At 56.6% G+C, this 16,247-nt stretch carries 10 protein-coding genes and 1 tRNA gene; 1 reads left to right on the top strand and 10 read right to left on the bottom strand.

The features are described from left to right. Nucleotides 1-11: 11 nt before the first annotated feature. Nucleotides 12-593 carry a peptidylprolyl isomerase gene (locus DW089_RS07865; RefSeq protein WP_105325998.1) on the bottom strand — a complete coding sequence of 194 codons (582 nt, stop codon included), beginning with the start codon at nucleotides 591-593 and terminating at the stop codon, nucleotides 12-14. Nucleotides 594-809: 216 nt separating this feature from the next. On the opposite strand from DW089_RS07865, the gene DW089_RS07870 reads away from it, so the two are divergent. After that, nucleotides 810-886 (top strand) — tRNA-Val (locus tag DW089_RS07870). A 204-nt stretch (nucleotides 887-1,090) separates the two neighbouring features. Here the strand turns inward: DW089_RS07870 and DW089_RS07875 are convergent. The 9 genes from DW089_RS07875 to pelF form a co-directional block, all read right to left on the bottom strand. Then, nucleotides 1,091-3,610, bottom strand: a complete 2,520-nt coding sequence (locus tag DW089_RS07875) for a GGDEF domain-containing response regulator (RefSeq protein WP_118287036.1) — start codon at nucleotides 3,608-3,610, stop codon at nucleotides 1,091-1,093. Between the two features lie 142 nt (nucleotides 3,611-3,752). After that, nucleotides 3,753-5,450 (bottom strand): sensor domain-containing phosphodiesterase, encoded by a 1,698-nt coding sequence (locus DW089_RS07880; protein WP_105326000.1) that lies wholly within the window; start codon nucleotides 5,448-5,450, stop codon nucleotides 3,753-3,755. Nucleotides 5,451-5,763: 313 nt separating this feature from the next. Beyond that, nucleotides 5,764-7,437: a GGDEF domain-containing phosphodiesterase gene (locus DW089_RS07885; RefSeq protein WP_118287037.1), complete on the bottom strand. Its 1,674-nt coding sequence runs from the start codon at nucleotides 7,435-7,437 to the stop codon at nucleotides 5,764-5,766. A gap of 184 nt (nucleotides 7,438-7,621) precedes the next feature. After that, nucleotides 7,622-10,141, bottom strand: coding sequence for a GGDEF domain-containing response regulator (locus tag DW089_RS07890; RefSeq protein WP_158572341.1), 2,520 nt, complete (start codon nucleotides 10,139-10,141; stop codon nucleotides 7,622-7,624). Between the two features lie 143 nt (nucleotides 10,142-10,284). Beyond that, nucleotides 10,285-11,268, bottom strand: coding sequence for an endo alpha-1,4 polygalactosaminidase (locus DW089_RS07895; RefSeq protein WP_105326003.1), 984 nt, complete (start codon nucleotides 11,266-11,268; stop codon nucleotides 10,285-10,287). An 11-nt stretch (nucleotides 11,269-11,279) separates the two neighbouring features. Continuing rightward, nucleotides 11,280-12,917, bottom strand: coding sequence for a hypothetical protein (locus tag DW089_RS07900; protein ID WP_118287038.1), 1,638 nt, complete (start codon nucleotides 12,915-12,917; stop codon nucleotides 11,280-11,282). Next, nucleotides 12,857-13,348, bottom strand: a complete 492-nt coding sequence (locus DW089_RS07905; RefSeq protein ID WP_118287039.1) for a hypothetical protein — start codon at nucleotides 13,346-13,348, stop codon at nucleotides 12,857-12,859. The genes DW089_RS07900 and DW089_RS07905 overlap by 61 nt, the downstream gene beginning before the upstream one ends. Then, nucleotides 13,345-14,814: an exopolysaccharide Pel transporter PelG gene (pelG, locus tag DW089_RS07910; RefSeq protein ID WP_118287040.1), complete on the bottom strand. Its 1,470-nt coding sequence runs from the start codon at nucleotides 14,812-14,814 to the stop codon at nucleotides 13,345-13,347. The genes DW089_RS07905 and pelG overlap by 4 nt, the downstream gene beginning before the upstream one ends. After that, on the bottom strand, nucleotides 14,790-16,241 hold the full coding sequence (pelF, locus tag DW089_RS07915) for a GT4 family glycosyltransferase PelF (protein ID WP_118287041.1): 1,452 nt from the start codon (nucleotides 16,239-16,241) through the stop codon (nucleotides 14,790-14,792). Before pelF ends, pelG begins: the two co-directional genes overlap by 25 nt. Between the last annotated feature and the right edge of the window lie 6 nt (nucleotides 16,242-16,247).

A 16,247-nucleotide genomic window follows, 5' to 3' on the forward strand; every position in this document is an offset into this window, starting at 1 on the left:
GCTCCTCCTGTCTAGTCCAGCGTTTTGATGGTAATGGTCTTGATGATTACCGGTTCCACCGGCTTATCCTGGGCATCGGTCTTTACCTTGCCAATGGCCTGGACCACGTCCATGCCTTCGACGACCCGGCCAAAAGCCGCATGCTTGCCGTCCAGCCAGGGCGTGGCTTCCAGGGTAATGAAGAACTGGCTGCCCCCGGTATTGGGGCCCCGGTTGGCCATGGAAAGGATGCCCGGGCCGCTGTGACGAATCTGGTCAGAAAACTCATCAGGAATGGTGTAGCCAGGCCCCCCGGTGCCATTGCCCTGGGGATCGCCCCCCTGGATCATGAAGCCATCAATCACCCGGTGGAAGGTCAGCCCATTATAGAAGCCCGATTCCGCCAGTTTGATGAAATTGGCGCAGGTTTTGGGTGCTGCCTCCGTGGCTAACTGCACCTGGAACTTTCCTTTACTGGTATCAAACAGCGCAAGCACCCGCTGGGGTTTGGCATTTGCCTTGGTGCTGGCAGCCTTGGGAGCCTCCGCACTGCCGCAGGCAGCCACTGCCACACAAACGGCGAACAGCAGCAGGGTCACAAATTTTTTCCACATAGAGAATACCTCCCTTATTGTCTTCAGCAGCTGCCCAGCCGCCCGGTTTCAGGCTTTCCGCGGCTCAGGAAAAAAGACCTCCGGCCGTTTTCTCCGGCAGTCTGCAAACTTGCATATGTAATCATTATATCGTTTCTAAGGTAAAAAAGAAACAGGAAACCCCGTATTGCCCTTGACAATAACGCCACTTTCGGGTAAAATTATCTCATTGTTTAAGGAACTATAGCTCAGATGGTTAGAGTATCACGTTGACATCGTGGGGGTCACTGGTTCGAGTCCAGTTAGTTCCACCATTGAAAATTTATCCTGTCGCTGCGGCGGCAGGATTTTTTTTCGTCTGAAAGGCGCTCCCCTAACCCCGCCCCGGACAAAAAGGCATACCGCTCTCGCCGCCAGCAGCTTGAGCAGTATGCCTTTTTTGCGTATCTTTCCCTGTTAGCCCCACAGGGGTTTTCTACATATAAGTTAGTGTACAAAAACTTGTTTCTAAAATTTTTTCACCGGAACTTGTGCAGGAATACCAGGTAGTACCGGAAATGGTCGTTCTTACCAATGGGCAGAATCCGGGCCACCAAATGCCGGGGCTCCAATTCTCCCGGACAGGTATACCGGAAGGAAATCAAATGGCCGCTGTCCGGCCGGCCGTCTGCCCGATGGAAGGCCGTAAGCAGGTCCTGTCCCGGTTCATCGGTCAGAATGTTGTCCACCACGCTCAGGGAAGGATCCTGGGGGGACCGCCCCACCAGCCGGTAGTACGCCCGGTTCATCTGGCGCATCCGGATTTGGCTGTCATCATTTTTCACGGAAATAATGGCCATGGGCCCAATAATATCGTTGAGCCGGGCCTCGCTGATGATATTCTCCGCCAGCAGGTGGTACACCGTCAGCGTTCCTACGTTCAGGCTCAGCATGGACTGGTCCTTGGGCGGCTGGGTCAGCCCCGGCGTTGCCAGCAGTCTCCGGAAAGCCCGGCATTCCAGCGGCCGGTACCAGTAGAAGCCCTGGGCGCAGCCGCCGCCCTGCCGGATCACCATCTGGGCCTGCTCCGCGGTTTCAATGCCAGCCACGTTGACAATCAGCCCCTGGCGTTCGGCCAAGTTCATCAGACTTTCCAGCACCTTCTGCTTATACTCTTCCGAAATATCCTGGCGCTGGTTCCAGCTGAACTTTACCCCCCGCACCTTCAAGGTGGGCAGTACCTGGAGGGAATCATATTCCATGCCAAACTGGTCCATGACCGTAAAGACCCCTTTATCGTACATATTGTCCACGCAGCTGTGGACCAGGGAGTTGCGCCGGTAATCCCGCTCCTTGATTTCTAAAATCAACAGCTCATAGGGCAGGTCATACTTCTCCAATAGCTGCCGAATCAGCCGGGGGACGTTTCCCAAATAGAAATCCTTGGCATTGACGTTCACAGCCAGCGGAATGGGTTTCCGCCCCTTGTCCAGCAGTTCCCGCTGGAGCTTACAGGCTTCTTCCCACAGATAGGAATCCAGTTGGAAAATAAAGGCGTCCTGTTCCATTTCGTCCAGGAAATGGGACGGTTCCAGAATCACCCCGCCCCGAATCCACCGGGCCAGCAGCTCTGCCCCGATAATCTTATTGGTCTGGGGATTCACAATGGGCTGCAAAAACGGCGTAAATTCTCCCTTGGCCATAGCTTCCACAAACAGGCTTTCTTCCTTATTGGTGCTGCGGCAGATCAGCCGATGCTGGCTCTTTTCATTGTACATCTGCTGGTCCGCAGCCCGGAGCACCGCATCAAAGCCCTTGCGCACATCAGGGGCCCAATACAGGCCCATGGAATTGTTCAGGTTCCGCTCCGCCAAATGCCGGCGAATCTGCTGGCCCAGGGCGTAGAAAGCGTCTTTGGACAGGCCCTGCCACACCACCACAAACTCGTCCCCGCCTATGCGGAATACCGTGCCCCCAAACCGGTAGCGCATCAGAGCCTCTGCCATATCGCACAGCAGCCGGTCCCCCCAGCTGTGGCCCATCTGATCGTTGACCTGTTTCAGGTTATCCAGGTCCGCAAACAGCACCCCAATACTTTCTTCCGGATCAATGGTCTGGCTGTACCGGTCAAAGGCATTCCGGTTCAGGGCCCCAGTCATCTGGTCAATGGAACTGTTGGCCCGGAGGTGGTACACCGAGTTCCGATTGGCAAACATCATGATCAGGGACGTCTTCAAATGGCTCACCAGCATCCGGGTAGGTCTCATCCGGTCCCGGGGCACGTTTTCCAGGCATACCACGCACAGCCGCCGGTGGTTGAAATAAATGGGCAGCGCCGCCAGGCTCTTGAGCCCATAGGAAGTCAGCACCGCCAGCGCTTTTTCATCTTCGCACGGGCACCGGGACAAATCACTGATAAACACACTGCCGTATTTCGCAAACAGGCCATCAATGGTCTCTCGCAGTGCTGCGTAATCCCGCTGGGGAACCGTCCGCTCCCCCACCCCGGCCTCGCCGCTGGTACTCCAATAATACGGGGCATGGGAATCCCCTTCAAAAATAAACACTTTTTCTGCCTGGGAAAACAGTCCCAAATACCGCAGAAAATGCAGGAAAATCTGGTCTGGATCTTCCTGTTTCATGGCCCGGCGGACAATCCGCTGGAGCAGCCGCAGGGTATTCTGTTTTTCCAATTCGTATTTCAAATGGGTAAACCGTGCCCGGATCAGGTCATCCTCCGCCGGCAGGGAAATCACGTCCACTGCACCCAGGGAGAACGCTTCTTCCTGTTCTTTCGCACTGGCATTTTCCAACAGCAGAGCCACCGGAATATGGTGACACACCGGATCTGTGTGCATCCGGCGCAGGGCGTCAAGCCCCCGCCCCTGGGTGGGTGCCAGAATAATAGCATCCACCCGGCGTTCCTGGTGAAGCCGCGCCAGGGCAGACGCAGCATCGGACTCTGTCAGAAAGCGAAAATTCTCCTGCAGCAGCCCTTTCAGCCAGGCTTGGCGCCGATCATCGGCCACCAATAATAAACGAATAGTATTCCCTCTCATCCTTGTAACCTCACTCGGTTGGTACGCAGAGCCGCCCAGCGGGCACCCCTGCCGTTTTCATGGTTTCTGCCCGTTTCCCCACAAAACAGGCGCTGCTATCCTACTTAGCTTGCTTGTTACAGCTTTCTCTCTAAATCTATTCTCAGACAGGCTTTTCCAGCCCTGCCGCCATTTCTTTTTTGTCTTTCTCTTTGCCCAGCAGTGCCTGGCATTTCCTGCTGCATTCCGCCAAACTTTCGTCGTAAGGCTGGGGCCGTCCCAGCAAATAGCCTTGGGCCAGCTCGCAGTGTTCCCGGCGGAAGAAGTCCAATTCCTCCTCCGTCTCCAGACCTTCACCCAGGGTCCGAATCCCCAGGGCATGGTTCATGGCCAGCACTGCCGCCAGGATTTTCTGGGCCTTCACCGTAAAGGGCTCCAGAAACATCCGGTCCAGTTTCACCACGTCAAAATCGTGAGTTTTCAAGGTATTCAAGGAAGAATACCCGCTGCCGAAGTCGTCCATCCACACCTGGTACCCAGCCCGGCGCAGCCGTTCCATTTCCTCCGTCATGCGAAGGCCCTGGTCCAGCAGCAGACTTTCGGTAATTTCCACCTGGAGCATATTGCGGGGCACCCCGTACTTCAGGGTATTTTCTTCCAGCACCTCATAGGCATCGCACAGGAAGAAGTCCAGCCGGGACAGGTTTATCGAAACCGGGTACACCGGCTTTCCGGCCTCCACCCGCTGCCGGTACTCCCGGCAAACAGAGGCAATCATATGCCGGTCCAGCTTGTCAATCTGCTGGGAATCCTCCAGCGAACCGATAAAGTCCGCCGGCATCAGCAGCCCCCGCTCCGGATCGATCCACCGGGCCAGGGCTTCAAAGCCCACGGGCTCCAGGGTGTCCAACCGCACCACCGGCTGGTAGTAGGGCCGAATCCAGCCCTTTTGTACCGCTTCGTCAATATGTCCCACCACATAGCTGCGGATGGCCATACGGCCGGCCATAAGGTCGGTCCATTCATAGAAATAGGTGTCCAACCGTCCCCGGATGCTTTCGCAGGCCATCCTGGCCCGGTCCAGCGCCTGGTGCAGATCTTCCCGGGGATCCATAATCCGGTAGCCTCCAAAGTGGAAGGCCACCACCCGGTCGGAATATTCCTGCCGGAGAATCTCCCGGACCTCCTGGACCCGGTCCCGGACCCGGAGAGCATCCGTCAGGATGGCGAACCGGTCGTCCGCAATGCAAAAGACAAAATCATTGGCAAAGACCTGCTGCAGCACCGCGGCACAGCGGGCAATCAGCTGATTTCCTGCCTCTATGCCGTACTTGATGTTGTACAGCTTGAACCGCTCCACATTAAAGAAAATCAGATTCAGGGCCGGCATGGCCATCCCTTCCTGATACATCTCCAAAAATTGGCTGGCATAGGACAAAAAGCGCCGGGTGCCGGTCATGGCATCCTGCTCCACCCCGGTTTCTGACATGGGCAGGCTGAAGCCATAGTGCAGCCGTTCTCCCTCCGGTGTCACCACCAGCCGGTCCACCGCATCTACGTGGCGGATCCGGCCCTTTTTGGTGACCACCGTATACCGCATCCGGTAGTACAGCTCCCGGCCCTTTTCCTCCTTCTGGAGGCGCTGGCGCAGGCTTTCCCGGTCTTCCGGCCGTACCATGGTGTACATATTGTCAGCCAGATATTCCCGCAGCTCTTCTTCACTTGCACAATCGTAGAAGGCCACCATATACGGGTTCACATACAGGAGTTCCCCGGTTTCCCGGGAAATGACCACGCCCCCCGGCATACAGTCCAAGCCCTGGGCGATGGCAATACCCCTTTTGTTTTCCTTATCTGTCATGTCTCTTCCTCCGCAGCTTCAGGTAACAGCAACAGCGGCAGCAGCCCTGTTGTGCGTACAATGTCTGCTACAAGATTCCAGGAAAAGCCGCTTTTCTGCTTGCTTTTATCCTGTAGTTGTACAATATCCCTGTGGATGGCTGCCCGCACTCCTTTCTATCCTGGCAAGCCCTAGAATGAGACCCTGAAGGGCTCAACAAATCCCTTTGCAATTATTTTATCAGGATTATAATATACTATATTTTATCCAAAAAGAAAAGTCGATTTTCATTGTTGGCAAGTGCCCTCAAGCCGCACACTGCCTTCTTGTACGTTTATTTCAAACCTGCTTTCCGCAGCTGCTGCAGCCGCTTTTGGCAAGCCGTAATACTGTCCTCATAGGGCAATGGCACCCCTAACAGATACCCCTGCACAAGCTCGCAGCCCTGGGCCCGGAAAAATTCCAGCTGCTCCCGGTTCTCCACCCCTTCTCCCAGGGAACGAATGCACAAAAGCCGGGTCATCTCCAGCACATTTTCCAGGATTTTCTTTCCCCGCTCCGTAAAGGGCCTGAGAAATTTCTTGTCCAGCTTCATCAGGTCAAAATTGCAGCTTTTCAGGGTATGCAGGGACGAATAGCCGCTGCCAAAATCGTCCATCCACACCTGGTAGCCCGCTTCCCGGAACCGGTTCACTTCTTCGGCCATCCGACCTTCCTGCCCTACCAGCAGAGTTTCAGTGATTTCCACCCGAAGCATATTCCGGGGCACCCGGTACTCTTTTACATATTTTTCCAGGGTGGCAAAGGCATTAATCAGGAAAAAGTCCAGCCCGGACAGGTTTAACGATACCGGATACACCGGCTTGCCGGCGTCCACCCGCTGCCGGTACTCCCGGCACACGCAGCGGATCATCTGCTGATCCAGCTTGTCGATTTGGTGGGACGTTTCCAAAGGCCCAATAAAGGCATCGGGCAAAAGCGTTCCCCAGCTGGGTTCCTGCCAGCGGGCCAGAGCTTCAAACCCGACCAGTTCCAAGGTTTTGGCCCGGACCAGGGGCTGATAATACGGCCGAATCCAGTCCTTCTCCACCGCCTCATCAATGTGGCTCACCACATAGCGGCGAATCTGCACCTTTTCCCGGACAGGAGCCGTAGCTTCCTGGTAAAACTCCTCCGGCTTTTCCCGCAGGTTGTCGCAGGCCGTTTCCGCCCACAGCAGAGAACGGTACATATCCTCCCCGCCCATCCTGGGCAGGTAGCTGCCAAAGTGGAACATCACCACCTGGTCAGGATATTCTTCCCGCATTTTGGCATGGGCCTGCTGGATTTTTTCTTCCAGCTGCTTCACCGGCGCCAAAAGGGCAAACCGTTCCTCCGATAAATTGAACAGAAAGGTTTCGGAAAAAACTTCCTGAAGAATGGCCGCGCAGCGGCTGATCAGTTTTTCCGTAGCTGCTGCCCCATACTTCAGGGAGTAGATCTTATAATGGTCCACATGAAAGGCCACCACCGCCAGGTTGGGATTTTTCCCTCCCTGCTGCATCAGCGCCGGCAGCTGCCTGGCATAGTCAAAAAACTTCCGTACCCCGGGCAGGGCGTCCTGATTCAGTACCGGATCATCCCCCGGCACATTGAAAATATAATGGAGCCGCCTTCCTGAGGCTTCCACCACCAGGTAGTCCAGGGCATCCACGTAGCGCAGCCGCCCGATGCGGGTCTTCACGGCGTAGCGGATATGCTGAAAAGTGCTTGTGCCTTCCCGGAACTGCTTCATCACCTGGAACAGCTCCCGCCGTTCTTCCGGCCGGACCATCCCGGTAAGCACGCCCCCCGTCAGCTGACGAAACTCTGCCTCAGTGGCACAGTCCATAAACTCAATTACATATTTATTTACGTATAAAATACTGCCTTCCGGATCCTCCACGCAGATGAGGACACCCCCGGGTAAATGATCCAGACAGCTGGCCAGCAGCTCTTTTTTGTTTTTTTCTTGCTCGCTTGCATTCATAGCAATTCTCCTCAATAGACAAAGGGGCCGCAATATAGTATGGCCAGCGCAAAAACCTTCTTGCCCGCGAGCCTTCTGCAAGTAGTTGCAGAAAAGAATAGTTTTAACTCTGTTAGCATATACTATACACTGATTTCAATATAAAAGAAAGACCTTATAGTAAAAATAACCGGCTTATTCCGGCCTACCGCCGGTACTTGTGCAGCAGTACCAGATAATACCGATACTCCTGATTTTTCACAATAGGAATAATTTTGGCTGCCAGGTGCTTGCGCTCCTGAGTCCGGGGCACCCGGTAATAGAAGGAAATGACGTGCCCCTTGCTCAGCCGCTTGTCCGCTTTCCGGAAAGCGCTGACCAGGGTCTCTCCCCGCCGGTCCAAAGGGATATCCGGCAGCTGGGAATTTTCCGGGCTCATGGCGTCCTGGCCCAACAGGTTATAGTAGGCCTGGTTTACCTGACGCACCCGCACGACGCTGTCATCGTTTTTCACCGACACAATGGCCATGGGGCCAATCAAATTGTTCAGCTTGGTTTCGCTGAGAATATTCTCGTTCAGCAGACTGTACACGGTCAGGCTGCCCACATTGTGTTCCATCAGCAGCCGTTCCATATTCTGCACCATATCCGCCTTGCCCAAAAGAGCCTGGAAGGATTGGGGGCTCATCGGATGATACCAGTAGAACCCTTGGGCGCAGTTGCACCCCTTCTTGACCAGAAACTCGTCCTGTTCGCTAGTTTCAATTCCCGTCACCACCGCCAGAAGCCGGTAGCGCTCCGCCAGATTCAGCATACTGCTGATAATCTGCTGCTTGTAGTCTTCGCCAATATCCAGCCGCAGATGGTAACTGAATTTCACGCCCCGGATTTTCAGGCTGCCCAGGGTTTGCAGGGAATCGTACTCCAGCCCGAACTCGTCCAAAAAAACAACCAGCCCTGCGTCATATAGGGCATCTGCCCCGCTGCGCACCAAAGGATCCGACCGGTATTCCGCTTCCCGGATTTCAAAAAATATTTCCCTGCGGGTAAGCCCGTATTTTTGCAGCAGCTTCTGGATGGTTCCGGGTACATCGCCCTGAGAAAAATCCCGGGCGTGGATGTTCACAGATAAAGCCAGCGGCCGAATCCCCTGATTCAGCAGCTGCCGCTGGTACCTGCACACCTGTTCCCAAATATACTGGTCCAGCTGGAAGATAAAGGACGTTTTGGCCATATCCTCCAGGAACTGTACCGGTTCCAGCACCACCCCGCCCCGGACCCACCGGGCCAGCGCTTCGCCGCCGATTACCTTCCGGTTCTGGGGATTCACCACCGGCTGAATGCCAAAGGTAAATTCCCCCTTTTGCAGGGCCTGCTCAAAGGGCTTTACCAGCGTGTCCGGGCTTTCCGCTTGGGCCTTCCGCTGCTGCTTGTTGGCATACATTTTTTGGTCCGCCTGCCGCAGAATGGCTTCAAACCCCTGGGCCAGATCCGGCGCCCAGGTAAAGCCCAAGGACAGCTGCAGCTTCCGTTCTGCCAGCTGCCGTTCCAGCCGCCGGCCAATGTCCTGGAAGTCCTTTTCCGTCAGGCCCTGCCACAAGATGACAAATTCGTCCCCGCCAATGCGGAACACGTTGCCCCCATGGCGGAACCGCAGCAGGGCTTCTGCTGCATCGCAGATCAGCCGGTCCCCCCAGTCATGGCCCTGTTCATCGTTTACCCGCTTCAAATTGTCCACATCGGCAAACATGACCCCCAGGCTCTTTTCCGGTTCCAAAGAAGTACTCACCCGGTCAAAAGCATTCCGATTCAGGGTCCCCGTCATCTGGTCCACCGCACTGTTGGCCCGGAGATGGAACACCGTATTCCGGTTGGCAAACAGCATGATCAGCGGCGTAATGGCCTGCTCCAGCAGCCGGCGCATTTCCCGGATCCGGTTTTCCGGCACATTCTCCAGGGAGATGACGCACAGCCGCCGATTACGAAATTCCACCGGAAACGCCACCAGATTCCGTATGCCCAGCTTCCGGAACAGTTGCTGGGTCTCCCTGCGGCCCTGGGCCACCTGGCTCGTATCCTCAATGGCCAGACTGCCGTACTGGGCAAACAAAGCTTCCATGGTCTTTTCCATGGCCTTAAAATCCTGGGGTGCCACGCTTCTCAGCCGGGTGGTCAGGTTATCCTTCCGGAACCAGGCGTAAGGAGCCCGGGAGTGCCCTTCAAAAATAAAAGCTCGCTCCGCCCCCGTCATCAGCCCCACATACCGCAAAAAGCAGTGGAAGGACTGCTCCGGGTCTTCCTGCTTCATGGCCCGCCGCACCAGCTTCTGGAGCAGCTCGCTGTTTTTCTTACTTTCCAAAGCGTAGCGCAAATGGGCAAACCGGGCCTGGACAAAAGGGTCCCCCATGGGCAGGGGCATTACATCAAACGCTCCAAAGGAGAAACTCTCCTCCATTTTCTGGGAGCTGGCCTGCTGCACCACAAATAATACGGGAATCCGATGGTACTCCGGATCGTCGTGGAGCTGCTGAAAGTCCTGGAGCGCTTGTCCCGGCGCCAGCACCACCACAATGGCATCAATATGATTTTCCTGACAGAGCAGTTCTGCGGCCTGGGCCCCGGTATCCGCTTCCACAATGGTAAACTGATCCCGGATCAGCTCCGCCAGTTCCCGGCGTTTGGGACTATCCCCCACCGCCAGCAATTTAAATTTTTTCTTTGCCATACTCTCCATCCCTTCCCAGGCAGCCCTGGAACTGGTTCCGGCCAGGGGGAAGGGAATTCCTTCCCTGCTCGGCCGCACTCCCCTTAAAGACGAAAATCCCCGTTGTCTATAGCAAGCGTACCCTTTGCCAACGTTTCGTGATTCTATTTATAGGTTTGCCATGCATCCATTACATCCAAAAACACCCCGTCAAAGCCAGCGTTCAGAATCTGGTCCAAATAGGCCCCGTCGCTGCCGTACAGCAGGTGCTTCCACTCCGGCCGCCAGTACTTCACCCGGTAGCTTCCCGGCCAGTCCGGGTTGGGTTTGCCCACCCAGTCCGGAGGCTTGGTCTTCCAGTCAGGCTGCCAGTAGGGCCGGTAGTCCGCCGCCTCCCCTACGCTCAGATAGCACAACACCAGCCGCCGCCCGCCCTGGGGCTTGTCCTGGAGCATGGCCGTTTCTGCCGGAGTCAGCGGTTTATCCCCGTAATACAAATCCACCACCACTGCGTCGTAGGGCGTCTTTTGCAGGGCAGTCAAATAGTCCAGCCGAGTCGCAAAATTTTCCGGATTCAGCAGGAACAGAAAATTCTCTGCGTCCTGCACCCTGCGGATGTCCCGGCTGCTTACCCGGGGCACCTGTCCCTGGGGCAGCTGGGCCAGATTTCTATCCCCTACGGCCATGCTTACATAGCCGTTTTTGTGCCCCAGGGCCTCATCCTTTTCCTGCAGCTCCGGGTCCGGTATATAATCCAGGGTCCACACCGCCTTCCCCGCCTTCTGGGGCAGGGCGAATACCCCTTTTAGGAATTCCAGCATGGACTTCTCCTGGGGCTGGGGTCCCTGGTCACTTTCTGTATAAAATACGGATTCCGTGAGAAAGCCGTCCAAAGCTTGGACCAGCTTGTCCACATTTTCCTTGGGGTTGTCCGGCGTTACCTCCAAAAGGCCCGCCGCCCCGTTGCCCACCAGCTGGAAGCCGGGCCGCTTTGCCTTGGCATACTGCCCCAGTTCTCCCGCCAGCTGGATCATTTCCGTTTGGGGATTCACCGGGTTTGCCGCTTCCGGCGCCACCGCTGCTTCCCCGCAGCCCGCTGTGAAGGTCAGGAGACCTCCCAGCAGCCAGCCTAAAATTTTCTTACGCATACCTTCTCCTTTTAGAAGGACTGGTTCAGGGTGCACAGCACCTTCCAGCCCCGATAGGAACCGCCACGGTCATCCTTCCGACGGAACCGTTCCCCGTCCAGACTTAGACGATTTTTGGCGCCCAGCTGCCAGCTAAAGCCCAGCAGCAGGGAATAGTATTTATAGGCACCGCTGTTGAGTTCCAGCCGCAGCGGATCCCAGTTGGACGTCACATCTTTATACCCCGCCAGGATATGCCATTCCTGCCGCTCATTCATATGGTGCAGCCAACCGGCCCCGGCACTGAGCCGGTGTACCGCCTGATTCCGGTAGCCCCAGCCGGCACTGACCAGGTTCCAAATGCCGTACAGGGACAGTTCGTCCCGCTTTGTAATTTGGTCATTGTAGAACCAGCTCAGCTCCCAATCGTCCCCTTCCCGGTAGTGCAGCCGGCTGTCCCGGCCCCAGAATTCCCGGGTTACAGTTTGGGTGCCCCCTTCGCCGCCCTGGGGGCCGCCCTTACCGTTATGCAGCGTCCTGGGCACTTCCACTTCCCGCAGCTCACTGAAAATGGTGTCCTGGTAGGAGCTCTCCGCATGGCTGTGGACCACCCCCAAACGGTATTGGGTTTTGGGCCCTGCATGGAGGTAGCTGACCTCCTGCTGGAAAGCATTCCCCGGGTCCACCTGGGCCCCCGGCACTTCCTTGGAATAGTCGTAGCTCCGGCGGAGCGTGTACTGGACGCTGGCCGCCAGACTGTCCCGCTCCGTAAAGTGGTGGATCAGTTCAAGGCCCGGGGTCACCTGGAACCCTGCACCAAAATCCGTCATCCGGGCCAAATCATTTCCCACCACGGCATTTTGGTAGATGGCACTCTGCCCCGTAGGCAGATTAAACAGCAGCTGGTAGCGGACGCTGTTTTGCTTGTGGTCATTGCGCAGTTCGGCACTCAGCTGGGTATCCGCCCAGCCCGACACGCTGCCGTGGCTCTTATGGGTATCCGATTGCACATAGCCCGTAGAAAGGCCAATATCCACCCGGTGGCCGCTAATCCGTCCTGCCTGGTAAAAATTCAAGGGAATAAACAGCTGATGCCCGGATTCCCGGCCCTTCCAGCTGTCAAATTCCACGCCGGTCTGCCAGCCCGCCCCTTCCCCAAAATGGGCCAGGGCGTAGTCCGCCCGCTGCCGCTCCTTCAGGGCGCTGCGGGCCCAGTTCTCCGCGTCGTCCAGCCATTTGGCCGCTTCGGAATCGTAGGCCTGGGCTTCTGCCTCGTCTTTTTCCGCCTGCTGCTTTTCCACCGTCAGTTCCACGGCCTGCTGCTGGTAGTCCCGGACCTGTTCCCGGGCATCCCGCTCGGCGTCTTCCGCCTGCTCCCGGGCATCCGTCAAAGCGTCCAGCTGCTGCTGGAGCGCATCCAGTCTCTGGTCCGCTGCATCCAAAGCCTCGCTGGCCGCATCCATCTGCTGGGCCAAGCGGTCCAGTTCTGCCTGGGCTTCCTGCTCCGCCGCATCCTCCTGCCCGTTCAGCTTGTCCAGGGCATCGTTCACCATATCTTCTGCGTCCAACAGCCGGTTCTGTTCATAATTTACGGCAGTCAGCGCCTGCTTTACCAAAGCTTCTTTTTGGGCGTCCTCCGCCCGGAGGGCCTCCGTATCCCGGTTCTCCACGGCCTTTTCCTTGGCCTCGTAGGCCGCTTCCCGTTCCTTGGCAGCCGCCTCCTTGGCATCCCGGTCCGCTTGGCACTTTCTGCCTGGGCCTTTTGCAGGGCGGCTTCCGTTTCTGCCAGGGCTTTTTTCACCGCGTTCAAATTGGCCAGCACCTGTCCCAGGTTCACTGCCGCTTCCCGGCGGCCTTTCTGGGCCTCAGCAAGACCTGCCCTGGCCTGTTCCAAATCCACCCGAGCCCGTTTCACATCGGCCTGGGCCTGGTGATAATACCGGATTTCCTCCCGGGATTGGCGCAGGCTGTCCAGTTGGGACCGGACATCGTGGAGCACATCCCGGGAGGCCGCAAACCCCAGGGCCGGCACGCCCCAGGTTCCAAGCCCCGTAATCACCGCCAGAAGGCCCGCTGCTTTCCGCTTCGTTTGCTGGTTCACAAGGACCCTCCTTTCTGGGATTCCTTCACCCCATAGAGTTTATCCCGCAAATGGGTCATAAACGAAACCCTGGGCCGGTAAAACATGGGCTGGCCGCAGAAAATATAATAATTCAGCCGGTCCGCAAAATGGTCCAGGCTGTGCAGCCCGTAGAACAGGGCAAGGCCGCTGGACAGGAAGAAGGTAAAGCCGTAGCTGCTCTCCCCAAACAGGGCAATGCCCCCCAGCCCCAGTACCAGGGTACCCAGAAAGTACAGCCCCATCAACCGCAGGGCCTGCTCCTGGGCATCAAAGTACAGGAACAGGATGCTGATGACTTCCGTAACCCCGGTAAAATACGCCGCCATCAGAAGAATATCATACAAATTGGCTGCCTCAAAATCCACGTTGGCCAGAGTCAGCACATAGGTTCCCCCGGCCAAAGCCAGCAGGGTAAACAGGAACTGGAAGCCCATGAGCTTGCGCAGTTCAAACCACATGGTAAACAGCAGGGTCTGCCGGCCATCCTCAATATCCCGATAATTGCCCTTATGGATAATGGCATCAAAATAAATGGCGTACCGGTCGTAAAATTCCGTTTCTGCAGATACCACAAACATGGTTCTAAGGGGCAGAATGGACAAAAAGGCATAGCAGGTAATGATGTCGTACACCGGGGCAAACCGGTAGGTTCCTCCCACCACCGTGCCCCAGGAACCCTGCCAAATCATCAGGTTGGGGAGAAACAGCCCCAGGGAATAAGCCATGGCCTCCAGGAACACCTTCCAATGCTGGTCCAAAATGGAGAGAAACCAGAACACCCGGCCCTGCCGGGGCGGTCCAAAATAATCGTACAAAGCCAGGTAGAAGGTCAGCACAATCATGCCCATGCCCACATCCACTCCAGCCACGCCGCAGCGGGCAGCCGGCAGCTCTCCGCCGGTTAGCAAAACCCCGGTGACCAATACCCCTGCCACTGCCCCTGCCAGATAGCCCAGCACCAGCCCCTTAAACTGGCGCACCGCCGTCAGGTACACCCCCTGGCTCCAAATCAGCAGCATCTCACTGAAAAACAGGTATCCCAGCACCTTGTCCACCCAGGGAAGGGGACTGGGCAAATAGAACAAAAAGGCCGCAAGGGCCCCCAGTCCCAAAAGCAGGGCGTTGATACCAAACAGGGACGCCGTAATGTCCCCGTACCGCTTTTCACTAAGACAATCCGCCAGATACCGGGTCTGCGCCGTCACAAACCCACTGGACAGAATCTGGGAAAACACAAAGGCGTACACCGTAGTACCGATAAACAGCAGGGATTCGGACTGGGGCACCTGGGCCTTGGCAAACAGCCCCTGGATGGTCAGCATCATCCCCGCCAGCAGGATAAACGGCCCTGTGGTAATCACCAAAGAGGCAGAATACGCCTTCAGCTTCCCGGTAGCGGTCCGGGCCTTGAACAGTTTTTTTAATTCGAAGCCAACGCCTGCCATGATGCTCCCAGCTCTCCTTCCTCCCGGTAAATCCGGCGATATGAATCAATAAAATGCTCGTAGGTATAGCCCCGGAGGGTTCTTTCGTACCCGGCCTGGGCCATTTGGTGCCGCAGGGGGAAGTTCCGGGCCAGCCGGAGAATTTCCCGGGCCATAGCCTCAAAATCCAAAGGCGGCACCACAATCCCTGCATCCCCCAGGGTATCCTGGCTGTCCCCGTAGATTAGTTCCCGGCAGCAGCCCACATCCGTGGTCACAAAGAGCCGATGGGCGGCAAAGCCTTCCAGTACCGACAGCGGCTGCCCCTCGCTGATGCTGGACAGCACCAGAATATCCATTTTGGGCAGGTATTCCGTTACCTGGATGGACCCGGTAAAGGTCACCGCTTCCGTAATCCCCAGCAGCTCCGCTGTGTTCAGGCACAGCTGGGCATATTCCGGGTCTTCTTCCATATTTCCCATCACGTACAAATGGGTGTCCGGCATATCCTGGTGCACCAGGAAAAATGCCCGCAGCAGGGTCAGGATATCCTTAATGGGCACCACCCGCACTACTGCCCCCACATTGATGGTGCCCCCGTGGTCCGTCAGTTCCGGAATGGGCGCAAACCGCTCCATATGGATGCCGTTGGGCACAATGGCAATTTTCTTAGGGTCACAGCCCAGTTCCTTTTCAATCTGCCCGTTATGCTCAAACAGGGTGAACACATGGTCCGCCTTTTCGTAGGCCAGCTTGGCCAGGTTGTAGAAATACCGGATCCACACGGACTTGAAATCCGTCTTGGCCCAGTCGCTTTTGATGATTTCCGCTTCCCGCTCCCGGGAATAGATGCCGTGCTCGGTAATCATAAAAGGCTTGTGGTACACCGCCGCCCCAATGCCCCCCAGCACGCCGCAGTAGCCCGTAGCCACACTGTGGTAGACGTCCGCTTCCGGCAGCTCCTGCTGGAGCAGGTAGAAAAGGGGCAGCAGCATGGACCGCAGGGTCCAGAAAAATTCCGTAAAGGGCAGGTAATCGTACCGCTCCGCATAAATTTTCCGGATAACCTGGAAAAAGTCCCCGGTCATAAAAATATCCAACGGACTTTCCCAGTGCTTGTTCCGGAAAATATCCACCAGCCCGTCCAGGTTGATGGGCTGGTCCCCCTTGACCAGTTCCTCCAGCACCTGCTGCTGGGCTTCTGTCAGGGCGTGTTCCTGCATGGTCCCTGCCTTCAGGTTCAGGATTTCGTCCAGGAACACCTCCTGGATACCCACGCAGTTTTGCGGCAGCTTGTACTTGTAGTGTCCCCGGTCCTTGGCTTCCGCCCCAATGGAGTACACCACAAACTCATATTCCGGCAGCCCTTCCATGAGCATCTGCACCCAGGAAGAAACGCCCCCTACCACATAGGGGTAGGACCCTTCGGTCAAAAGGCAAATTCTCATGGCTTC

It is taken from the genome of Acidaminococcus sp. AM05-11 (assembly GCF_003472805.1).
GTDB lineage: Bacteria > Bacillota > Negativicutes > Acidaminococcales > Acidaminococcaceae > Acidaminococcus > Acidaminococcus hominis.